Annotated in this window: 17 protein-coding genes; 5 read left to right on the forward strand and 12 right to left on the reverse strand. The window is 42.7% G+C overall.

The window, feature by feature from the left end; translation table 11 throughout:
• Positions 1–38 precede the first annotated feature (38 nt).
• Positions 39–422: a transposase family protein gene (locus tag JMY05_RS04015; RefSeq protein ID WP_095849362.1), complete on the reverse strand. Its 384-nt coding sequence runs from the start codon at positions 420–422 to the stop codon at positions 39–41.
• Positions 423–430: 8 nt separating this feature from the next.
• Positions 431–871: a transposase family protein gene (locus JMY05_RS04020; protein WP_045448343.1), complete on the reverse strand. Its 441-nt coding sequence runs from the start codon at positions 869–871 to the stop codon at positions 431–433.
• 473 nt (positions 872–1,344) lie between these two features.
• On the opposite strand from JMY05_RS04020, the gene JMY05_RS04025 reads away from it, so the two are divergent.
• The 4 genes from JMY05_RS04025 (at position 1,345) to JMY05_RS04040 (ending at position 4,200) form a co-directional block, all read left to right on the forward strand.
• On the forward strand, positions 1,345–1,785 hold the full coding sequence (locus JMY05_RS04025) for a transposase family protein (RefSeq protein ID WP_045448343.1): 441 nt from the start codon (positions 1,345–1,347) through the stop codon (positions 1,783–1,785).
• Positions 1,786–1,793: 8 nt separating this feature from the next.
• The gene (locus JMY05_RS04030) at positions 1,794–2,177 is read left to right on the forward strand and encodes a transposase family protein (RefSeq protein WP_095849362.1); all 384 of its coding nucleotides are present in this window, start codon (positions 1,794–1,796) and stop codon (positions 2,175–2,177) included.
• A gap of 220 nt (positions 2,178–2,397) precedes the next feature.
• Entirely contained in the window at positions 2,398–3,261 is an 864-nt protein-coding gene (gene rsmA, locus JMY05_RS04035; RefSeq protein WP_060491043.1) for a 16S rRNA (adenine(1518)-N(6)/adenine(1519)-N(6))-dimethyltransferase RsmA, read from the forward strand.
• Between the two features lie 96 nt (positions 3,262–3,357).
• Complete coding sequence (locus JMY05_RS04040; protein ID WP_045447354.1) at positions 3,358–4,200, forward strand: symmetrical bis(5'-nucleosyl)-tetraphosphatase; 843 nt, start codon at positions 3,358–3,360, stop codon at positions 4,198–4,200.
• Between the two features lie 102 nt (positions 4,201–4,302).
• Here JMY05_RS04040 and JMY05_RS04045 read toward each other — a convergent pair whose 3' ends face one another.
• The 8 genes from JMY05_RS04045 to JMY05_RS04080 form a co-directional block, all read right to left on the reverse strand.
• On the reverse strand, positions 4,303–6,783 hold the full coding sequence (locus tag JMY05_RS04045) for a site-specific recombinase (RefSeq protein WP_201614219.1): 2,481 nt from the start codon (positions 6,781–6,783) through the stop codon (positions 4,303–4,305).
• A gap of 405 nt (positions 6,784–7,188) precedes the next feature.
• On the reverse strand, positions 7,189–8,973 hold the full coding sequence (locus tag JMY05_RS04050; RefSeq protein WP_201614220.1) for an acyl-CoA dehydrogenase C-terminal domain-containing protein: 1,785 nt from the start codon (positions 8,971–8,973) through the stop codon (positions 7,189–7,191).
• 297 nt (positions 8,974–9,270) lie between these two features.
• Entirely contained in the window at positions 9,271–11,064 is a 1,794-nt protein-coding gene (locus JMY05_RS04055; protein WP_201614221.1) for an acyl-CoA dehydrogenase C-terminal domain-containing protein, read from the reverse strand.
• 393 nt (positions 11,065–11,457) lie between these two features.
• Positions 11,458–13,170, reverse strand: a complete 1,713-nt coding sequence (locus JMY05_RS04060; protein WP_201614223.1) for a putative bifunctional diguanylate cyclase/phosphodiesterase — start codon at positions 13,168–13,170, stop codon at positions 11,458–11,460.
• A gap of 54 nt (positions 13,171–13,224) precedes the next feature.
• Positions 13,225–14,118 carry a 16S rRNA (uracil(1498)-N(3))-methyltransferase gene (locus tag JMY05_RS04065; protein ID WP_201614225.1) on the reverse strand — a complete coding sequence of 298 codons (894 nt, stop codon included), beginning with the start codon at positions 14,116–14,118 and terminating at the stop codon, positions 13,225–13,227.
• A gap of 179 nt (positions 14,119–14,297) precedes the next feature.
• Positions 14,298–15,143: a methylenetetrahydrofolate reductase gene (locus JMY05_RS04070; protein ID WP_045447362.1), complete on the reverse strand. Its 846-nt coding sequence runs from the start codon at positions 15,141–15,143 to the stop codon at positions 14,298–14,300.
• A gap of 13 nt (positions 15,144–15,156) precedes the next feature.
• Positions 15,157–16,581, reverse strand: a complete 1,425-nt coding sequence (ahcY, locus tag JMY05_RS04075; RefSeq protein ID WP_045447365.1) for an adenosylhomocysteinase — start codon at positions 16,579–16,581, stop codon at positions 15,157–15,159.
• A 352-nt stretch (positions 16,582–16,933) separates the two neighbouring features.
• On the reverse strand, positions 16,934–18,880 hold the full coding sequence (locus JMY05_RS04080) for a TonB-dependent receptor domain-containing protein (protein WP_045447451.1): 1,947 nt from the start codon (positions 18,878–18,880) through the stop codon (positions 16,934–16,936).
• Between the two features lie 421 nt (positions 18,881–19,301).
• Between JMY05_RS04080 and JMY05_RS04085 the strand changes: the two genes are divergently transcribed.
• Complete coding sequence (locus tag JMY05_RS04085; protein ID WP_227678099.1) at positions 19,302–21,302, forward strand: mechanosensitive ion channel family protein; 2,001 nt, start codon at positions 19,302–19,304, stop codon at positions 21,300–21,302.
• A gap of 159 nt (positions 21,303–21,461) precedes the next feature.
• On the opposite strand, the gene JMY05_RS04090 is transcribed toward JMY05_RS04085, so the two are convergent.
• Positions 21,462–22,094, reverse strand: coding sequence for a DNA-3-methyladenine glycosylase family protein (locus JMY05_RS04090; RefSeq protein WP_045447368.1), 633 nt, complete (start codon positions 22,092–22,094; stop codon positions 21,462–21,464).
• Between the two features lie 157 nt (positions 22,095–22,251).
• A complete protein-coding gene (locus JMY05_RS04095) occupies positions 22,252–22,983 on the reverse strand; it encodes a Smr/MutS family protein (RefSeq protein WP_201614227.1) in 732 nt (243 codons plus the stop codon).
• Positions 22,984–22,991 lie beyond the last annotated feature (8 nt).

Consider the following 22,991-nt stretch of genomic DNA (forward strand, 5'->3'; position numbering starts at 1 on the left):
GGGTAACTTTAGTTTGAATAATAGACCTCTTGCAAAAGTCACAAACCAAGCTCTAAATTAACAACACTGGCGAATAGCTTCATTCTAAGATCATAACGCTGACGACGGTTGCGATACTTATGAGCCACGATTTTGAACAACTTGATTAAGCCTATTTTGTGCTCAACCATAATACGAAACTTAGCCAGATAGTGATTGGCTTGTTTGCAGAGCGCTAACAGCTGACCACCACGTGGCTTTTTAAAGGGGGTGAAGCTTTGTTCATGTAACTTTGCAATACCCTGATAGCCACTATCGGCTAATAGTTTAGTGTCACAAGGAAGCCAGTCAGGACAAGTATCTTTATACAGCTTAAAATCGTGCACTGACCCTTTGGACGTTTGAATATCTAATATTAAGCCTGTTTTCCAGTGGACGATCACTTGCGCTTTTAAGGTGTGTTGTTTCTTCTTGCCGCTGTAGTACTCTCTTTGGTTTTTTTTGGACGCTCAATTGGGGTTTCAGTGGCATCGACGATGACGACTGTCCAATTAATATCGTCATCGACTCTACTAGGCAGCTTTTTAGGCAGTTCAAACTTGCCTGAATCAATAAGAACATCTTCTACTTTACGAATGATACGACTGGCAGACGATTCATGAATGCCAAAGTCCATACTGATGTGGTACAGCGTTCGATACTCACGCCAATAAGTAAGTGCTAGTAGTATTTGTTCTTCAAGACTAAGCACGCTTGGTCTACCTGATTTAGTCTTTTGTGCTTCACATTGCTGCATAGCATCCAGCATTTCATGGAAGGTCGCTTTATGAATGCCTGTATAGCGTTTAAAGCCTGCATTATTTTTTTTGAGTAGTTTATCTATGTTTGGCATGGTTCCTAGCCAGTTGTGGATGTGTTTCTTATATTAAATCTCTTTGCTACTTTTGCAAGAGGTCTATTTACTATAACGTTTCTTTATGGAAATAGGCATGGTTCCTTAAGAAGGGCTTGAACATCCAACTCTATGGTTCAAGTAATAGGTTATCAATTTTAATCATCAATAGTTTTCTTCAACCCAATCATAATTTGGATCGAATCCACCATCATTTATAACTTTTATAATAAAACTATGTTCTTGAAAATCATTATTACTAACCAATAACCAACTAAATAAACGGACAATTGCATCTATAGAAGGGCGATTTTCACCCTTTACTGATAATAAGTGCTCTAAGATTAGTTTCAAACCTAAGGAGATATTAACATCGTTTAGGTTTCTTTTACATTCTATAGGGATATTAGACCTCTTGCAAAAGTAGCAAAGAGATTTAATATAAGAAACACATCCACAACTGGCTAGGAACCATGCCAAACATAGATAAACTACTCAAAAAAAATAATGCAGGCTTTAAACGCTATACAGGCATTCATAAAGCGACCTTCCATGAAATGCTGGATGCTATGCAGCAATGTGAAGCACAAAAGACTAAATCAGGTAGACCAAGCGTGCTTAGTCTTGAAGAACAAATACTACTAGCACTTACTTATTGGCGTGAGTATCGAACGCTGTACCACATCAGTATGGACTTTGGCATTCATGAATCGTCTGCCAGTCGTATCATTCGTAAAGTAGAAGATGTTCTTATTGATTCAGGCAAGTTTGAACTGCCTAAAAAGCTGCCTAGTAGAGTCGATGACGATATTAATTGGACAGTCGTCATCGTCGATGCCACTGAAACCCCAATTGAGCGTCCAAAAAAAACCAAAGAGAGTACTACAGCGGCAAGAAGAAACAACACACCTTAAAAGCGCAAGTGATCGTCCACTGGAAAACAGGCTTAATATTAGATATTCAAACGTCCAAAGGGTCAGTGCACGATTTTAAGCTGTATAAAGATACTTGTCCTGACTGGCTTCCTTGTGACACTAAACTATTAGCCGATAGTGGCTATCAGGGTATTGCAAAGTTACATGAACAAAGCTTCACCCCCTTTAAAAAGCCACGTGGTGGTCAGCTGTTAGCGCTCTGCAAACAAGCCAATCACTATCTGGCTAAGTTTCGTATTATGGTTGAGCACAAAATAGGCTTAATCAAGTTGTTCAAAATCGTGGCTCATAAGTATCGCAACCGTCGTCAGCGTTATGATCTTAGAATGAAGCTATTCGCCAGTGTTGTTAATTTAGAGCTTGGTTTGTGACTTTTGCAAGAGGTCTATTAGTTTTGGGCAAAAAATTCACTATGTCGATTGCGCTAAGGTATGAGCTGTTTATCGATAAAATGTCTCAAAAATACAGCAAATTTACGAGCTGTGGTATAATTTCGTATTACAAAACGAGCCAATAAAAGCGCCTATAAAACCAGCACATTGCTGCCATAGCGCTATAGCCCATTTATCTTTTACCCATTAAGACTTTTTTATGTCCAAAATTTCGTTTGATGCTCAGTCTATTACCAACAGCCTACGCGCTGCCAAACACCAACCGCGTAAGCGCTTTGGTCAAAACTTCTTACATGATCGCAGTGTCATCCGTGAGATTGTTGAGAGCATTCGCTTAGAGCGCGATGACAATTTGATTGAGATTGGGCCAGGGATGGGCGCATTGACTGAGCCATTATTGGCAGAAGTAGATGCGATGACTGTGGTCGAGTTGGATCGTGATTTGGCAGATAGCCTGCGTATTCGTATCGGTGCCAACAGCCATCCAAACTTTACGATCATCAAAGACAATGCCATGCATGTCGACTATCGCGAGCTGTATAGCGATGAGCGTGGCAAGCTCCGTGTGGTTGGTAATCTGCCGTATAATATTTCTACGCCTATCTTATTTCATTTGCTCAGTTACGCCGATGTGATTCAAGACATGCACTTTATGCTGCAAAAAGAAGTGGTCGAGCGTATTACGGCAGATGTCGGTAGCAAAACTTATGGTCGCCTATCTGTCATTATGCAGTATCACTGCCATACCGATTATCTACTGACCGTACCACGTGGTGCTTTTAATCCGCCACCAAAAGTAACCAGTGCGGTTTTTCGTTTGACGCCGCATATTATTAAGCCAGTCGTCGCAGAGGACGAAGAGTATTTCGCGCTAGTGGTACGTGAAACCTTTAACCATCGTCGTAAGACGCTACGTGCCATCTTTAAAAAATCAACATTGCTACCGACATTGAGCGAAGAAGATTTTGCAGCGTGTAGCATCGACCCACAAGCACGTCCTGAAGTCTTAAGTGTGAAGGATTTTGTGAATTTGAGTAATCAAGCGCGTAAAGTAGAGGTTTAAATCGAGTTACTGCCGATTCGTCGTCAAAGACATTTATATGGAAATGACGATATAAAATTTTCACATAAAAATATCACGTAAAAACACTGAGGATTTATGAGATTTCGCCATCAGTATGTCATCGGTGACCTGCAAGGTTGCTATGCGGCGTACCTTCATTTACTTGAAATATTGGATTTTGATCCTGCACAAGACAAGCTATGGTTTGCAGGGGACTTGGTGGCACGTGGTGAAGACTCGTTAAGTACCTTGCGTCATGTCAAAGCACTTTGCGAGCAAGGGGCAGCCGCGACAGTACTCGGCAATCATGATATCAATTTGATCGCTGTCTGGCGCGGTGCGGCAAAGATTAAAAAAAAGGATCAGACAGCGCCTATTTTTGCTGCCGATGATTGCGATGAACTGCTTGAATGGTTACGTCATCAGCCAGTATTGGCTTTTCCTGATGAGCAGACGGTATTAGTTCATGCTGGCATTCCACCGCATTGGACGGTTGAGGCGGCAGCAAATTACGCGCAGCAGTTAGAGTCACAATTGCAAAGTAGTTTAAAACAGCTGGATCGTCTATTGCCGAATTTATATAGCAAGACTGCTGATGACTGGCATCCAGATATTAGCGGCTTTACCAAAATGCGTGCAATTGCCAATTATTTCACTCGTATGCGGCTGTGCAAACAAGACGGCACGTTAGAATTTAGCTTTGCAGCAGGGTTAGAAGCGTCTATGCCAGAGGGGTTTTTGCCTTGGTTTGAATGGCGAGTACCGCGGACTCGCAAGGTATTATTTGGGCACTGGGCAGCGCTGAAAGGTGAGGTAGACTTACCGTATGCGCGTGCACTTGACGGCGGCTGCGTTTGGGGTAATGATCTATTGGCTTATCGCTTGAGTGATGGAAAAATCATCAGGTCAAGTGCGCACTGCTTACAGCCAGAAACATAATATTAGGGTATGGACTCATTTCTATCTCCGTTTTTAAAATGAGGTCACGCCCCAACTATTTTACTTATCCAAACGATTTATTGAACCACCAAAACCTTCCCATTAGCTGGGTAGGTTTGGTGGTTTTTTGGGTTTAGGTAGTGAGGTTTTAGCATCGCCCGCAGCCTTGTTTTCAGGGTTGCTGTTATCGCTTTCAGGATGGGCAGTCGTCTCATTACCCTCAGTAAAGGCGTTATGCGATTTATCATATTGAATATCACTACTATAAGGAACGCTATTGAGCTCCTCATCTATCAGCCCATCATCGAGTTCAATGGTTTTTTTGGTACTGATATGATTGGTGGTGCTGTGTGTTTCCCGACTTTTTAGCGCAGCGTCAGTGTCAGCATTTGAGATGTTATTATCGTAATCTATGTCTGTGATAGCCTGTTCATTTTGCATGCTTTTTTGCTTGGATTTAGGTAGGATTTTTACATCAGACAAACGCCGCACTACATAATTGTTGGGAATAGTTTGTCCCCCTTTATGAGCGCTGGTATCGTCAAAGATCATATGTCCTTGACTGTCGATACGAGCATATTTCATTGGCTTATCACGTGGCCAGAAAAAGTCTGAAGGATGGGTAAGCATATGGCTGAAAAGCTGTTTGGTTAAACGACTCCACTCCATAAATTTGACTTCTTTAGAGCGCAGTGCCACAAATAAGGCGAGCGAAAAGCTGACCATGAGGTTCACCATGCCGATAAGGGCAACGCCTAAAATAGAAATAAACACAATCTGCCAATCCCACTGGTTGGCAGATATATTAAACAGTCCATGCGCCAAATTCGCCGAGGCAAACGCAATGTGGCGAATATCAATCGGTAAGCCAAATAAATAGCCAATTGTTGCAGTACTACCTAAGAACACCCCGAACAAGAAATTGCCCATAATGGCGCCAAGGTTGGCTTCTATAAAACCGCCTAAACGCTGTAACCAAGTTTTTGGTAGTAGGTATTGAAGTAGTTTGTGGCGCTGAATACGGGCACCGATTTGGTTGTAGACCGCCAAGTTATCGTAGTAACCAGCAATAAGACCCGATAAAAATAAATACACACCAGCAATGGCCGCGTGGGGCAATGCCAGTGAGTGAAAGGGGTCAAGATCATGCAGTAAGTGTGCAGCCTTATCGGTATTGATCATCGGCGCACCAGTATATTGTAGCCATGCAAAAGAGATAATCAAAGCGACTGGTATCGCTAGCATAATATTACCCATAATTGCCACAAACTGGGTACGTAAAATATCGACCACCAATTCTGATAGTTTATTTAACTGATGTGACTTTTTGCCAGAACTGTCCGAGATAGTAGAGGCAATTGCCGCCGCCGTCATAGCAGGCTGTTTGGTAGCAACCGTACCATGAACGATATGGATAAAGACAAAACCCAATCCATAAATCATACTATTTACAAAGGCGCGTCCCATCGGTGCAAGGGCTAGGTTATAGGCTAATATCTTAAGCGTTGCCATAAAAGCAATAATAAAACCACCGATAGAGGCTTTCTTGAACATTTTTTGATAGCCCGATTTATCGGTACTAATATAATGTTCACCCACACGGCTGGCATTTTCAGTGACTTTGCGTGACAGCAGCTTGGTATTATTATCAATTAAGTATCCAATACTATAACGGCGGCTCGCAGTGGTAATCAGCGCTTGAATCAACTCAATGAGCGCCTGATCACGCTTATCATAATTATCTGCTACCAGTTCAGTTAAGATGCGCATACGCTGCAAGCTTTGGTCTAAACGCAGCATCATGTTGGTCAGGCGAATAGAGATTCCCGTTTTATAAATGCGCTTGCGTATGGTGGCAACGATATCTTCGCATTGTTCAATCATGACCAATAACGGCGCAGGATCTACCGCTTTTTCGGGCGTGATATCCGTTAAAGTATCAAGCTCATGCGCTTCTCGGTACTGATTGACGTATAAGACCGCCTCTTGATTTTGTGCCACAAATGACGCTGAATAATTCAGCATTTGCGGATAAAATTCCATCAAATCTGGATGCAAGCCAATACCGCTGATACGGTATGACAAAATGATGATCGCGTTCAAAATACTGTTTTTTGCTGTCGCAACTAAGTTTAAATGCTGTTCATCGACTTTGAGTAGCTCAACCAGCTCGTCCCATTTATCTTTTTTAATATTGGCAAGCCAGCGTTCATCAGAGCGTTTATCAAATAAATAACCGACCAATTCTACGACAGAATCTTCTTGTGGCAATAGCGGTAAAAAACGGTGCCCGATAAGGCGACGTAGACTATTAAAAAAGCCCTGATCCGACATGATGCCGGTATCGGTATATAAAGCAATTTGGCGATACTCAATAATCAGTTTTAAGACGAAACTTGACAGTCCATCTGCATATTCTGGATGTTGACGTAAAATATCAATCAGCTCTTGAATGTTTTGATTGGCTAACGTGGGCTCTTTATCACTCACTCGTAGCTCATCGATTAGGCGCTTGAGTACCGCAGGATCTGGCACATCACTTAAGGCTGTAATCTGTTGTAAAATGTGTTTTATTTCTGACACATTGCATCCCTTGTGGTGGTTATTTCAGTCATTGTTATTATTGAGTATGAGCAAAGATATAGGTGTTTTGAATGACTATATTGGTTATCAATGTCGCGATATCTACCACTATTGATGGTTAGGTTTCTAATTTACAGCTCACTAATTTGGAAATTATTAGCTTTAAGCTTATTGATTTAGGCATTAAAGATATTTGTAGCAATCTTAATGTTGTGACTTTGCGTTATTTTAATCGTAACAATGCCTGAGCGGTTAATTATTTTGTTAGCAGTTATTTTGTGGCGCTCATTATATCGATTGTGGAAACCATCACTGTGATGATATTTTTGGCAAAAAAAGGGACAGTAGCGTGACTGTCCCCTTATCGTAGTGCGGTATGGCTTACTTTATTATAAAAGTAAGAAATTAGCTAGCAGGTACATCAAAGTAGCTAAGATCAAAGTTCATCATTGGATCACTACCAGCTTGAACCATTTGTGCATGAGCATCAATGCGTGGCAAAATACGCCCGACGAAATAATCGGCAAGCTTGGCTTTATTGGTATAAAACTCACCTTCTTTACCGTTAGCGGCTTCTACCATCAACGCAAACATATACGAATAAGCGAGGTAACCAAAGGCATGCATGTAGTCAACGGCACAGCCATTGACTTCGTTTTTACGCTCGCTAATGTTACTAAGCACAGTGTTGGTCAATGCTTCAATCGTGTCGGCAGCATCTAGCGTTGCTTGCTTGATACCATGATCTGCTTGCATGTTATTGACGAAATCACGAATTTCACCTAAGAAGTGGGTGACGTATTTGCCGTTATTTTTTGCCACTTTACGACCTAGTAAGTCAAGTGCTTGAATACCGTTGGTGCCTTCATAAATCTGTGCAATACGGGTATCACGGACGATTTGCTCCATACCCCATTCGCGGATATAGCCGTGACCGCCAAATACTTGCTGGCAATCAATGGTCGCTTCTAATGCTTTGTCGGTCAAGAAAGCTTTGGCAACTGGCGTTAGTAGCGCAACGCGTGCTGCTGCTGCTTGAGCGGCTTCAGGGTCGGTGCTAAATTTCTCTTCATCAAGATTTTTAGCCACGTACATCGCAAAGCAACGTGAGGCTTCGGTATTGGCTTTGGCATTTAATAGCATACGGCGCACATCGGCATGATGAATGATGGCATCCGCTGGTTTTTCTGGACTTTGCAGTTGGGTATCGCTACGACCTTGACCACGGTCATTGGCATATAGCGCTGCGTTTTGGTAAGCAAGCTCAGAACCACCAAGGCCTTGCAGACCCATGGTGACACGCTCATAGTTCATCATAATAAACATTGATGATAAACCCGTGTTTTCGGCACCAACCATCCAGCCTTTAGCGCTGTCAAAGTTCATGACACAAGTGGCTGAGGCTTTGATACCCATTTTATGCTCGATAGAGCCGACTGCTAGTGTGTTACGCTCGCCTAAGCTGCCATCTGCATTGACCAAAAATTTTGGCACAACAAATAACGAAATACCTTTTGAGCCTTCTGGCGCGTTAGGGGTTTTTGCCAATACCAAATGAATGATATTTTCGGTTAAGTCATGCTCGCCGCCAGTGATAAAGATTTTGGTACCTGAGATATCATAGCTACCGTCATCATTAGGGATAGCTTTGGTTTTGATGATACCTAAGTCAGTACCAGCATGTGGCTCTGTCAAGCACATGGTGCCCGCCCACTCGCCGTTGTACATTTTTTCTAGGTAGGTTTGCTTTTGTTCTTCAGAAGCCGCTGCGTTTAGGCACAGTGTTGCGCCAACGGTTAGGTTAGGGTAGAGGGCAAACGATTGGTTGGCAGTGAATACCATCTCTTCAGTCAGCATGGTCACCATTTTTGGGAAACCTTGACCACCGTATTCAGCGTTACCGCTTAAGCCAACCCAGCCTGATTCAGCATACTGTTTATACGCTTCTTTAAATCCAGTAGGAGTCGTGACGACGCCATTACCTTCAAAGGTTGCGCCTTCTTCATCGCCGCTGCGGTTGATTGGCAAAAGAATGTTCTTTGACAGTTTTGCCATTTCTTCCAAAATCATATCGACTGTTTCCATATCGACATGAGCTAAGTTTTCGTTGTTTTGCCAAAATTTAGGCGCGTTAAATACATCATTTAAGATAAAGCGCATGTCATTCAGAGGGGCATTATAAACAGCCATAAACATTCCTTTGGTTCAAATAAATAAAATTAAAGTTGTTAAAGATATCAATTGTTCTTTTGGTCTAACCTTAGCGGTTAATAATCAAAGTTTAGCAAATAAGCTTGCGCACGGGTGTGTTTCTTCGTGAATTGTGCGTACACCAAAAGTATTGATAAAGGATAGCCTTTATAAAAGGTTAGATTTTTGAAAGTGTTGACTCTACTCGTTATTAATTTTAATAGCGCTAAGAAAATCGGCAACACACCTGAGTATGTTGCCGATAAAAATACAGTATTAGCAGTATTTAACGTCTAATTAAAAAGCGAACTGATCAACGTCCATGCTCATGTATGGTTCAACACCAGTGCTGATACGCTGTACGTGAGTGGTGGTACGTGGCAATAGCTTAGCAAAGTAGAACTGCGCGGTTTTTACTTTCGCGTCGTAGAAGGCTTGTTCGCTAGTACCGTTAGCAAGTTCAGTTTGTGCCACTAATGCCATGCGTGCCCATAAGTAGGCTAGCGTCACATAACCGCTGAAATACATATAATCAACCGCAGCGCCGCCAACCGCATCTGGGTTTTCAGTGGCTTGCATGCCGATGCGTGCAGTCAAATCACCCCATTCTTTAAGATGCTTGGCAAGTGGGCGAATAAACTGACCCATCTCATCGTTTTCTTTATTTTCTTCACAGAATGTTTGGATGATTTTAACGAAGTTTGCAAGCAGTTTGCCTTGTGAGCCCAATACTTTACGACCTAATAAATCAAGCGCTTGGATTTCAGTGGTACCTTCGTAAAGACACGCAATGCGCGTATCACGCACGTTTTGCTCCATGCCCCATTCGCTGATAAAGCCATGACCACCATAAACCTGTACGCCATGGTTAGCCGCTTCTAGACCAGTTTCAGTCAAGAACGCTTTAGCGATCGGTGTCAATAGTGACAGCATTTGATCAGCAAATTTAAGCGCATCGCCTTCGCCTTTTGCAACAGTATCGGCAAAATGTGAGAGGTAATAGACTAAAGCACGACCACCTTCAGCAAAGGCTTTTTCAGTCAACAGCATGTTACGAACCGCTGGATGAACGATGATAGGATCAGCTGCTTTTTCAGGGGCTTTAACACCAGATAATGAACGCATTGCTAGACGATCTTTGGCATAAGTCAATGAGCCTTGGAACGCATATTCTGCTGCTGTTAAACCTTGAACGGCAGTACCAATACGCGCCACGTTCATAAAGGTAAACATGCACTGTAGACCACGGTTTTCTGGGCCAATCAGATAACCCGTTGCGCCATCAAAGTTCATCACGCAAGTGGCTGAGGCTTTGATACCCATTTTGTGTTCGATAGAGCCACAAACGACGTTATTGTTTTCACCTAGGCTACCATCTTCGTTGACCGTTACCTTAGGAACGATAAACAGTGAGATGCCTTTTGTGCCAGCAGGCGCGCCTGGTAGACGAGCCAATACAATGTGAATGATATTGTCCGTTAAGTCATGCTCACCCGCTGAAATGAAGATTTTTTGACCAGTGATGCTATAGCTGCCATCTTCTTTAGGCTCGGCTTTGGTGCGGATAATACCCAGATCAGAACCTGCATGTGCTTCAGTCAAGCACATGGTACCTGACCATTCACCGCTGATCATTTTTTCTAAATATATGTCTTTTTGCTCATCCGTACCGTGATGCTCGATGGTTTGAATGGCACCATGCGATAAACCAGGGTACATAGAGAATGACCAGTTAGCCGTACCAACCATTTCATTAATGACGGTCGATAATGAAAACGGCATGTTTTGACCACCGAAGTCTTCTTCAGCAGATAAGGCTGGAAAACCAAGCTCACAATACGCTTTGTATGCTTCTTTAAAGCCTTTTGGCGTGGTGACTTGACCATTGTTAAACTGGCAGCCTTCAGCGTCACCACTTTGATTCAATGGTGATAGCTCATTTTCAGCAAAGCTTGCCGCCATTTCAAACAGGCTGTCCATTAGCTCGCGATCCGCTTCTTGGAATGCTGGCAGGGTTTTATAATGGCTTTCGCTGTCGAGTAACTCATGCATCACGAATTGAATGTCACGTAAGGGCGCTTTGTATTGCATAACTTCCTGTCCTTTTGAGAATATAACCAATCATCATCAAGGGTAGGCACATGACTGCACTGTTATTTAGTGCACAAGTCCAGCCCATATTAATCTAACGAGCCCAAATAAATGCTAGGCAATAATGCAGATTGACGATGTTGTCGGCTATATAAAATAGTATTGAAAAGAATGGCGATGGTCAGAGTAAGCTTGAAACTTAATAAGCTCTAACAAATTCACTATAAAAGATAGGCTTTCAGAGGGGATTATACAAGTTTGGTGACAGCACTGATAAGTCATGAACCTATCTTGCATCGGTTATACAATCGACGTTAGGCGTTAAGAGGAAATGCGAATAACCATATGAAAATACTAATGATACTGGATAAATAAACATTCGTTAAATGGGGTTTATTTGGCAGCGTACTGCTGAATCAACATCTCAGTCGCAGCCTCTGCTGGCACTGGTTTGCCAAACCAATAGCCTTGACCCTGTTGACAGCCCATTTTTAGCAACACTTCGCGCTGTTGTTCGGTTTCGATACCTTCGGCGACTACCTGCATATCAAGTGCCATTGCCAAGTCTAAAATAGCTTTTACAATGGCATGTTGGGTACGATCGGTGTCGATGTTGGATATAAAACTTTTGTCAATTTTAATGAAATCAAACGGATATTCTTGTAAGTAACTCAAAGAGGCATAACCGGTGCCAAAGTCATCCAACGCCAGACAAATCCCCAGCTCTTTGAGCAAATTAAGCTGTTTTTTGACATTTGCATGACGCTGAATTAAGGATGACTCGGTGACTTCAATATGTAGCTGATGCGCAGAAATACGGTGTTGCACCAGTAAACTGCTCACCATCTCAGAAAACTCAGGGTGGCTAAATTCGGCGGCATCTGCATTGATACAGATATGTTGACAAAATCCTTGCTGTTGCCAAGTCGATAACTGCTTAGCAATTTGAACCGCCATGTGCGAGAACAACTCAAACGACAGTTTATGAGTGATAATGGCATTGATAAAATGTATCGGCTTTAGCAGTCCGCGAGTCGGGTGTTGCCAACGTACCAGCGCTTCAAAACCAATAATGATGCCCGTAGCCAGCTCAAACTTTGGTTGATAATAAGGAACAAACTGATTTTCAGTGGTAGCGGCTCTAAGTTCCGCCTCTAACTGCAAGCTACCTGCAGTGGCTTCGTCAATGGCCGTATCATACCAGCAAATGTCATCACCGCCTTGCTGCTTGACATAATGCAGCGCTTTTTCAGCCTTGGTCAATAATCCTGTCACTTCGTCGTCGTTAGTGGGGAAGTAACTGACCCCGACGGAAATATGACAATAAATCTTGGCATCTGTCGCAGTGTTTTCATCTAAGGAGAAGGGGCGTTCACACATTTGCATTAAGCTGTCTAGCTGATGACGTACCATATTAGCGTCATTAAATTCGAATAATAACGCAAAATCATCGCCGCCAAAATGAGAAAAACAATGTAAATTATCGAGCTTGAGGTTCTTCAGGCGTGTGACAAAGTTTTTTACCAAAGTGTTGATGCCGTCAGGGCCAAGCAAGCTTGCTAGATTGCGATAACGGTCAATATTAAAGCGCACAATCACGACTTCTTGATAGCTGTCCAACAATAGGTCGCTTGTTTGACTCAAGAAAACCTTACGGTTTGGTAATCCAGTCAATTGATCATAATTGAGCAAATGCGCCACTTGCTTTTGATCCTTGACGACCGAGGACATATCACGCACCATACCGATATAGTAAGTCTTATGATTGACACAGATTTTGCGATAAGTCATGTGACAGTCAAGTGTTTGTCCATAACGGTTCAGCATCGAAAAGTCGTTTTCATAAAAACCATTGCAGTCTAAATGGTCAGTGATATCTGCTAAAACGGCCCTTTCCTCATCTGATAAAAATTCTGCTGCATAAACACCAAGTGGTCTGCCAAGCAAAAATGACTCACTGTAGCCAATGATAATCTCATAACTGGCATTGACCGATAGATAGCGTAAATGGGCATCCAAGATGAATATTGCATCATCAAGCTGCTCACATAACTCGGCCAGCAGTTGCTGCTTGTCTGCGATGGAAATAGGGGCGAAAGCTGTCATAGTTGGACTCATCATATCGAAATAGAGCAGCAGTTAGGATTACGCATATGGTATTTACTCATAATAGCTCAAAGCATGCAGAGTCGCCAACGCCACCACGGGTGCGGTCTCGGTGCGTAAGACTCTTGAGCCAATTTGCCAAGGTTCAAAACCAGCTTTGGCTGCTTGCTGGCATTCATCAACACTCAGACCACCTTCAGGGCCTATTAGCAGCTCAATATAAGGAGACTGTTGCGTTAAGACTGCTGATAGCGACTTAGGCATTGCTGGTTGTCCTGCAGCTGGTACGCTCAGTTGCAGACGCAAATCTGCTGGTTGTTGTAATATTTGATAATAAGGGTCTTGGCTAAGGGTTGTGACAATAGTACTGGTAGTAGGAGGGCGAACGTCTATTTGCGAATCGGCAGAGTGAGTCACTGATTGTTGTAACCAGTCATTTATGGACACAGGCGCAATAATAAGCGGTGGACGGTTAAGACCGCATTGTTCACACGCGGCAATGGCAACTTGCTGCCAATGTGCCAGTTTTTTTTCTACTTGGGCAGGCTTTAGATTGACCTCGCCATGATGGCTACTTAGCAATTGAATAGCAGTGACACCAAGCTCGGTGGATTTTTGAATCGCATAGTCCATGCGTTCACCGCGGCTCATCACTAAACCGATTTTAGTGAAGACAGCGGCACTTCGGTCAGTATCTACATGTGCTAATAATGTCACAGTGGCGTGTTTTTTACTGATGACCTGTAGCTGCACTTGATACTCGCCGCCAAAGCCATCAAATAATATGCCTTGATCGCCAATATTGGCACGTAATACACGGCACCAATGATGTACGATACTCTCTGTTAATTCGGCACTATCCCCAATAGCCAAGGTGCTAAGTTGAGGATGGAGTGAGCTTCTTTCATCACTGATGTCATTGCTGGTGTCATAAAAAAAACGTCGCACAGTTGCTTAGTCCTATTGTTTGAATAATATATTTCAAATATCTTAGCAGAATATCGTTTGAGAGGGTAAAGGGATTATCTTTAGTAGAATTTGCATTAGTGCAATTCTTATACCAAAAAGACTGGCGCTCCTAGGAACGCCAGTCTTTAAAAAATACATTTAATAAATACGATGAGCAATTAAGCTAAGCCGAGTGCTTCAACCAAGCGCTTGTTTGGCTCGACCTTATTCATGCTATAAAAATGCATGGCAGGTACGCCCTCAGCAATTAAGCGCTCGCATAAACGATAGACGACATCAAAACCAAATTCACGAATAGCTTTGCGGTCATCGCCAAAGTCAGACAATTGCTTACGTACATAACGCGGAATATCAGCGCCACAGCTATCGGCAAAGCGTACCAAATTACTTGAGTTAGTAATTGGCATGATACCAGCGATTAAAGGCTGAGCAACCGTATCGATACCACGCTTCTCTAAGGTATCTCGCAAATATAAGTAACTATCAGCGTTATAGAAAAACTGGGTAATCGATGCATTAGCACCCGCTTGGTATTTATTGACCAAGTTGTCAACATCAAACGCAAAGCTACGCGCTTGTGGATGCATTTCAGGATACGCTGCGACCTCGATATGGAAATGATCGCCTGAATATTCACGGATAAACTTCACCAAGTCTAACGCAAACGGCAGCTCGCCCATACCGACTTGACCTGACGGTAAATCACCACGCAGGGCGACTAAGCGCTTGATGCCCAAACCTTTATACAGATCGAGCAATTCAGCGATTTCCGCCTTATCATCACCGATACAAGATATATGCGGCGCAATGTCAGTATCGCCGCGTGCGCATAGTGCTTGGACGATATCTAAAGTGCGATTTCGGGTTGAACCCCCAGCACCGTAAGTCACCGAAAAATACGCAGGTGATAGCTTATTCAACTCATCATAAGTACTGAGTAGTTTTTCATGACCTAGCTCGGTTTTGGCAGGGAAAAACTCAAAGGAGAAAGCAGGCTTAGTCACAGTCTGGCTCCTTTTAGTATTTATAAGCGTCAGGCTTAAATGGACCTTCGACAGGCACACCCAAATACTCTGCTTGTTTTTCAGTTAGCTTCGTTAGAGTACCGTTAAAACCAGCAACCATCGCCGCAGCGACTTCTTCATCGAGCTTCTTAGGCAGTACTTTGACGTATAAATTGTCAGTACGTGCGTCTGCTGGCAAGTCTGCGAATTTCTCGTCAAACAAATACATTTGTGCCAATACTTGGTTAGCAAATGATCCGTCCATCACGCGTGATGGGTGACCAGTCGCATTACCCAAGTTTACCAAACGACCTTCAGCAAGCAAAATCAAGTAATCGTTTTCATCGTCCGAGCGGAAGATTTGATGCACTTGTGGCTTAATCTCAACCCAGCGCCAGTTATCACGCATAAACTGTGTGTCGATCTCGGTGTCAAAGTGACCGATGTTACAAACAACCGCACCAGGTTTCAGGGCGGCTAGCATGTGACGATCACAAACATGGTAGTTACCAGTAGTAGTAACAATCATGTCAGTGTCTTCAAGCAGACGGGTGTTGATGTTTTCTGCGCCACCAGTGTTATCACCATTGATGTACGGTGATAATACTTCAAAGCCGTCCATACAAGCTTGCATGGCACAGATAGGATCAACTTCTGAGACACGGACAATCATACCTTCTTGACGTAAGCTTTGCGTAGAGCCTTTACCTACATCGCCATAACCGATGACTAGGGCGCGGCGACCAGCAAGGAACATATCGGTAGCACGTTTGATGGCGTCATTTAAGCTATGACGGCAGCCGTATTTATTATCATTTTTAGACTTGGTAACGGCATCGTTAACGTTGATAGCCGGCACCTTTAGCGTGCCTTTATTTAGCATTTCGACTAAGCGATGGACGCCTGTAGTCGTCTCTTCAGAGATACCATGAATGCTATCAAGAAGCTCGGCATAATCATTATGAATCAATGCAGTTAAATCACCGCCGTCATCCAAGATTAAGTTAGCATCCCAAAGCTGACCTGACTCTTCGCCGCCAACGTGGATTTGCTGACGTAAGCACCATTCGTACTCTTCTTCGGTTTCGCCTTTCCAAGCATAAACAGAGATACCAGCAGCGGCAATTGCAGCAGCAGCATGGTCTTGAGTTGAGAAGATATTACATGATGTCCAACGTACTTCAGCACCTAGCGCGACGAGTGTCTCGATAAGAACGGCAGTCTGGATGGTCATGTGGATACAGCCAGCGATTTTCGCGCCTTTAAGCGGCTGATCGGCTTCGTAGCGACGACGCAAACCCATTAGGGCAGGCATTTCGGCTTCAGCAAGAGTGATTTCACGGCGACCGTAGTCAGCAAGGCTGATGTCGGCGACTTTATAGTCAGTAAAAGAGGGATCGATCGTATGGGCAGATGGGGTATTAGACACTGCGTCCATAATATGCTCCTATCAGTGGTTAAGGTATGATAAAAAGAATAAAAACGCAGGTGCCGTTATTTGCGCTGTCAATAATCAATGAGATGATTGTTTAACAGTTACCGAGCCTAACATGATGACTGATTAGCAGGGCTTTAAAGCCTAAATGCACTATCAGATATTATGGCGCAACACCTCTCGGAGGTCGTTATTGTAATTGATGAGTCATGAATTGTCACCTGTTGGATAACATAAATAGCTGACGGTATAGGCACGTAAGAAGGCGAGCGGTAATATGTAGCAATAAAAAAGGCCATCGATGGATGACCTTTTTTATTCTCAGTTCAGACAGTTTAAATAGTACTAAGAGAAATTAGAGCCAGTTATAGGTTAAAGATGTGAAGAAGTTGGTGCCGTCTTGATTGTAACGCGAAGCATATTGACCAAAACTCTCATTAGTTGAGTAATCTACGTTAGTCAAATTGTTAATACGACTTGTCCATGTCAGATTTGGACTCAAGTAATAATTACCACTGATATTGAATAACGTATAGTCCTCTATAAAAGTGCTATTATCTGCAACATTATAGGTTTTACCCACATATTCTGCTTCAGTACGAATATCGAACTCTGCAGCTTGGTAACCTATATATACCAGGCCAGTATTTTCAGGGCGATACACTAATTGTTTGCCTTTGTTAGCTCCGGAGTCCTCTTCAGCATTGGTGCGAGTGTATTGACCACCAAATAAAATATTACTGAGCTGCCAGTCTGAGGTAAAGCTATAACCTGACAAGCTTGCTTCATCAATGTTCAGTGCTTGATATTTATCAATACTACCATCGTATCTGTTATCAATAAGATTGTCGACATTACTATTAAAGGCAGTCAGGCGTGTATTTTGCATGGTGGTATTAGACTCAATAAACACTTCTACATTTTTACTCTTTTCGACTTTTAAATCTTCATTTGGAACATAGTAAGCGCTCTCGATGTATAAATCATTCAGAGTAGGCGCTCTATAGCCAGTAGCGAAGCTAGTACCTAGGCGTAGGCTAGGCGCTAGCTTTACAGCATAACCAAGACCAAATGTAGTTTCGTGACCAAATTGTGAGTTATCATCGAAACGAACATTGGCTTGAAAATCGTAAGCATCCTCATTTACTTGATAACCAGCAAAGCCACTCTTAATATCACGGTCATTTATTTTATAGCTGTCTTTACCACCAGCGCTAGGAGTATTGTCCGTAAGCTCTACTTCCTGCTGCAACCATTCGGCACCCGCTTGAAATTGTCCTATAGGTAATTTATAAGTGCTTATCAAATTCGCCTGTTTCTGCTTGGTTTCAAAGGCATCGCCCACTTTGTTATCAATCTTATCCAAGCTCTGACCCGCTGATAGTCGTACTGTCAGCTTATCGTTTTCGTATTGTGAAAATGCTGATACGGCACCATTCTTTTGATCAATCTCTGCATTGGGACCTGGTCCAAAACTAAAGTTATCAAACTCTGTCGTTGACTTAGAGAAAAGTCCAGTTGCGCCAACGCTTATATTTTGAGTAATAGGCATACTAGCATTTAAGGCAAAGTTATTGCTCTCAAAGCCATCGTCATCTTTATCATTGCCTGTTCGGTTGTCAAGCGCGCTGATACCTTTGGTTTGATTCCGACTAGCGGAAAGACTCAGTTTTGCGCCTTGAGCATTTGTAAACTGCGCTGTTGCACCATAAACATAGTGGTCATGTGAGCCAACACCTGCGGTCACAGAAAAATTAGTTTGATCGACGTCACTGCCTTTAGTAAATATTTGAATGACGCCGCCCATAGCATCTGAACCATAAATGCTAGAGCCTGAAGCACCGTATAAAATTTCAATACGATCAATTTGATCGGTCGGTAATAAGGCTAAAGCGGGCTGACCTGTTGACATTGAGCCATAACGAACACCATCTATTAGCACTAATACACGCTTACTATCATAGCCGCGAAGATAGAAATTACTGCTTTGACCCATACCACCATCTTGTTTAATGCTAAATCCTGGCTGCCGTCTAAGTACTTCTAAAACTGTCTGACCTTGAAAGCGTTTTAAATCTTCTTTATCTACAACCCGAGTTTGTGCAATCACATTGCTGGTTTTAGTGGGGGTACGGGTTGCTGTTACGATGATTTCATCAAGCTCAACTTGTGGTAGCCCGCTATCGTTAATAGTAGCAACGTCAGGTGTCACTGCCATTGCTGTGTTAACCGCAAGTAAACCTAATGCGCTTAAGATACTCAAACGAAGGTAGGTACGTGAAGATGAACGTGATAAAGACATAGTCAATTCCAAAATAATCATATTAAAAAATGCAGGAAAAAAAGTAACCATACTGACGTTAATATGGCTAAAAATTACAAAAAACAGTAGACAAGCAAAACTGCGTTCATTATCTACAAAACAGACCGCTTTATAAACCACTTTAACCTAATGTTTATTCACGGTAAGCTGAGTAGTTTTCATGATAGATTGCGGTTTATTCATTTAATGATTGTCACTCTCATTCATAGTAGACATTGAGAAGGAGTGTCGTGAAAGGTAAGAAAAAATTAGCAGTCATAAGCAAAGGTGAGAGCAGATAACTCACATAGATGACCATAAAAACGTGTAATCAAAAGCACTGCTGTTATAAATAATTGCTATTATAGGGAAGTGCTCATTTGTTCTTCGTTGTACCATTCATAATGCTAAGAGGTTTGTTTTGTCTATTAAGTATCGCCTGATTCCTATGATTCCCAGTCCCGAGTTGTCTTCACCATACTCAATCATCAAAATGCCACTAATGGCAATTTTATTTTTGCTTGTGATGCTGTTGAGTGCGTTGTTACCCAATAATGCATTTGCTGCTGAAGCTAGCGCACTGGGAATGGGTGGCAGTACCAGTGAGGAGTCGGCGAGTACGCCGATACCAGATTCATTCGGACGCGATACACCGCGCCATACCGTACAGGGCTTCATCAGTGCGTTAGGTGAAAATGACTATCTGCTGGCGAGTAATTATTTAAACTTATCAAAGTCTGACAATCCAACCACAATCGTTCGTCAGTTTAAGCAAGCGCTGGATGCAGGTGGGCGTTTTCAGCCTGATTTGCAGATTAATAATACGCCGGAGGGCAACCTAACTGATCAGCTACCGCCAAGCCAAGAAAACGTCGGTGCGATTAATGTGGGCGAAAAAAGTGTGCCACTGATACTTGAAAGAGTGGTGTCTAAGCAAGGAGAGCAGTACTGGCAGTTTTCTACGGATACGCTCAGCTCAGTACCAGAAGTCATAGAAAATACCGAACCAACGTTAGTGTCTCGCTATACTTTTGATTCCTTAGAAGGCAAAAAGCTGTTTGGTTATCAAGTGGCGGATTTAGCCGCAGCGTTAATGATGACTGTCGGCAGCTTTGTGTTTACTTATATCATGGTATGGCTGCTGTACCATCTATTACGAATCCTCTATCCTCGTGTGCGCGGCGTACCATTGCCATTACCTGATAAGGTCGTATTGCCGCTGGCAGTGGTCATCATGGCGCTGATATTGTCAGAAGTGATGGTGTATGCAGGCGTGTCGGTGACGCTACGTGAACCGATCAATCGTTTTACCGAGATTGCATCTTGGCTTGCATTGACTTGGTTGCTGTTACGAGTCATCGATGCCATATTCACTCGTGCGGTAAATTTAAGTTATAAGAAAAATTATACTGAACGTGTCTCTATCTTGGGGCTGCTACGCAAAGTGGTCAAAGCGTTGCTGCTGATCTTTGCCGTGATTGTTATCTTCGGTAATTTGGGTTTTGATTTGACCACGGGTATTGCCGCCTTGGGTGTGGGTGGTTTGGCATTAGCACTGGGTGCGCAAAAAACCATCGAAAACCTTGTTGGTAGTGTCGTGGTCGTGGCGGATTCGCCCGTACGTATTGGTGATTATTGTAAGTTTGGCACTTATGAAGGCACAGTCATTGATATTGGTATTCGCTCATCACGTGTGCGCACCTTGACGCGCACTGTTGTGACTGTACCAAACGGTGATTTTTCATCGATGCAGATTGAAAACTTTACATCCCGCGATATGTTTCGCTTCTTCCATCAGTTATATATTAAACGTACTGCTGATATTGATGTGGTCTTTAAGATGGTCAAGGACTTGGATGAGTTTATAGATGAGCATTATTTGACCAACCAAGAATGGAATCAGGTCAATATTTTAGAGCTACGTCAAGACTGCTATATCATTCAATTACAGGCGTATGTTAATGCTAATGGCGTGACTGAGTTCTATGACAAACAGAACGTTTTGTTTGTTGATTTATTGAACCAAGTGGCGAAATATGATGTCGAGCATGCCTTGCCAACGCAGCAGCTTATTGTCAATCAAACCGAGCTTGAGCATCACATAGAAAACGAAATTGAAGATAAGAGTAAGGAAGATAACGTCGCTGAAAGGACAAAAGACATGTCAAATGATGACCATGCTGATGATGATGCTAGCCACAATAAGGATAACAACAACGATGATAAGCATGCCGTGGACTTGAGTAAAGGTAAAGATAACGTCAAGACAGATGAACAGGGCAGTCAGCAAACGACTAAACCCGCAGAGAGTAAAAAAGACAATGCATTAAAAGCATTGAGAAATAAAAGTCGTATGATAAAGAAGATCAAGTTCAAGTACGCAAAAAGAAAATCTGGCTTTTCTATATGGAATCAGCCATAAAATTATGGATTAAAAAATGTATAAGATAAGCACTTGAGGTAAGTATCAAGCGTTTATCTTATGCCATTCATAAAAATTAGAGCAGCAAAGGAAACGAGTGCTAGACTAAGCGTAAGCTAAGCGAGTTTGACATAGTGAATTGTACTTTGGTGTTTGGCCTTATAAAGGGACAGCGGTTTGATTACGTAATAAGCCGTAGTATGACCATAGCAACAGACTGGCAGCGCTGCGATGTGGTGACCAATCTTGAGTTAGATTCTTTAACTGTTTCGGTGTTGGGCATTCCGTTAAGCCTAATAACGCCATCGCCGCTACTTTAATCGCTAGATCATCGACCGCAAGTACGTCTGCACGTTTCAGTGAGAATAATAAATACATCTCAGCCGTCCAGCGGCCAATACCAGTAACGGCCGTCAGCACTTCTATTGTTTCTTCATCAGGCAAAAGTTCTAACGCAGCAAAGTCTATATTATGATCGATTAATGAGCGAATATAACGGGTTTTTTGTTTAGATAACCCTTGCGCTCTTAAGTCCTCATCTGTTGCTTTGATAATCGCCTGTGGATTCGTTAAGACGGCATCAAGTAGTCTTTGCCAAATACTGGCTGCTGCTGCCACAGACAGCTGTTGACCAACCATTGCTCGCATCAACTGCTCAAACCCACCGATATTATGCCGTAGACTGGGCATGCCAACTTGTTCATAGATAGACAAAAATCTTGGCTCGATAACAATCAAAGCCATGATATGTTCATGTAGCTGTTGTGTGTTCTCAATGGTCTGTATGCTCATAAATGCTTATCCTGATTTATGCAAATATCGCTATCGCTATCGCTAGATGTTAAATGTAGGGGCTATAGTCGATAAAGATTAAATAATGATTTTATGAGCATAACAAAAAGGACTGCCAATAAGCAGTCCTTTTGATTCTTCATACTAACCCTAAAAACTATTCACCATCAGCTTTAGATTTTTTGAGCAGTACCAATACTGCACCGTTACCACCATCTTTTGGCGGTGCAGAGCAAAATGCCAATACTTCTGGTAATTGACGTAGCCAACCGTTGACGCAGGTTTTTAAAATGGCCTCAGAGCCTTTACCATGGACGATTTTTACCATGGTCTCATTTTTCTGTTTTGCTTGGCTTAGGAGTTGAGTCATTGCCACGCGTGCTTCTTCGATGGTACAACCATGAATATCTACGGCGTCATACCAACGTAGTTTGCCTTTTTTAAGCTGATCAAAGATTTTATTCTGCAAAGTCGGCTGTTTGTAAGATAAATAGGCTTCAGCAGCGACAGGGTTGAGTAGTGCTTGCATATCTGACAAGCCAGCTCCCAAATCACTCGCTTCACTACCTTGCGCGGCAGCACGTTTAGACAAGGTAGTCGCATCAGGTTTGCCCGCTTTGCTAGCATTGGCAGGTGAGCGTACGTTTTTGTCTTCAAGCTGATTGACGCCATGCATTGCTTGCATAAACAGCACTTTGTCATCGTCAATATGCTCGCTAGCCATTTGCTTGACAGTCTTGTTTACTTGCTTTTGCGTGGGCAATGAGACAGCCTCAGTAGGCTTTTGGTTTTCATCTTCGGGCGAATTGGTATCGCGACCTTTGCTAAGTTGGCCTTTTAGCTCTTTGAGCTGGTCTTGCATTTCTTTTGAAAATAGAGAGTTTGACATAGAAGTTA

The organism is Psychrobacter sp. JCM 18902, from assembly GCF_904846615.1.
In the GTDB taxonomy this organism is placed as follows: Bacteria; Pseudomonadota; Gammaproteobacteria; order Pseudomonadales; family Moraxellaceae; genus Psychrobacter.

Coding starts and splice junctions, on each gene's coding strand:
- JMY05_RS04095 (WP_201614227.1), bottom strand. CDS start 22,983: ATGTCAAACTCTCTATTTTCAAAAGAAATGCAAGACCAGCTCAAAGAG.
- rsmA (WP_060491043.1), top strand. CDS start 2,398: ATGTCCAAAATTTCGTTTGATGCTCAGTCTATTACCAACAGCCTACGC.
- JMY05_RS04080 (WP_045447451.1), bottom strand. CDS start 18,880: ATGTCTTTATCACGTTCATCTTCACGTACCTACCTTCGTTTGAGTATC.
- JMY05_RS04020 (WP_045448343.1), bottom strand. CDS start 871: ATGCCAAACATAGATAAACTACTCAAAAAAAATAATGCAGGCTTTAAA.
- JMY05_RS04090 (WP_045447368.1), bottom strand. CDS start 22,094: ATGAGCATACAGACCATTGAGAACACACAACAGCTACATGAACATATC.
- JMY05_RS04040 (WP_045447354.1), top strand. CDS start 3,358: ATGAGATTTCGCCATCAGTATGTCATCGGTGACCTGCAAGGTTGCTAT.
- JMY05_RS04055 (WP_201614221.1), bottom strand. CDS start 11,064: ATGCAATACAAAGCGCCCTTACGTGACATTCAATTCGTGATGCATGAG.
- ahcY (WP_045447365.1), bottom strand. CDS start 16,581: ATGGACGCAGTGTCTAATACCCCATCTGCCCATACGATCGATCCCTCT.
- JMY05_RS04060 (WP_201614223.1), bottom strand. CDS start 13,170: ATGACAGCTTTCGCCCCTATTTCCATCGCAGACAAGCAGCAACTGCTG.
- JMY05_RS04025 (WP_045448343.1), top strand. CDS start 1,345: ATGCCAAACATAGATAAACTACTCAAAAAAAATAATGCAGGCTTTAAA.
- JMY05_RS04050 (WP_201614220.1), bottom strand. CDS start 8,973: ATGGCTGTTTATAATGCCCCTCTGAATGACATGCGCTTTATCTTAAAT.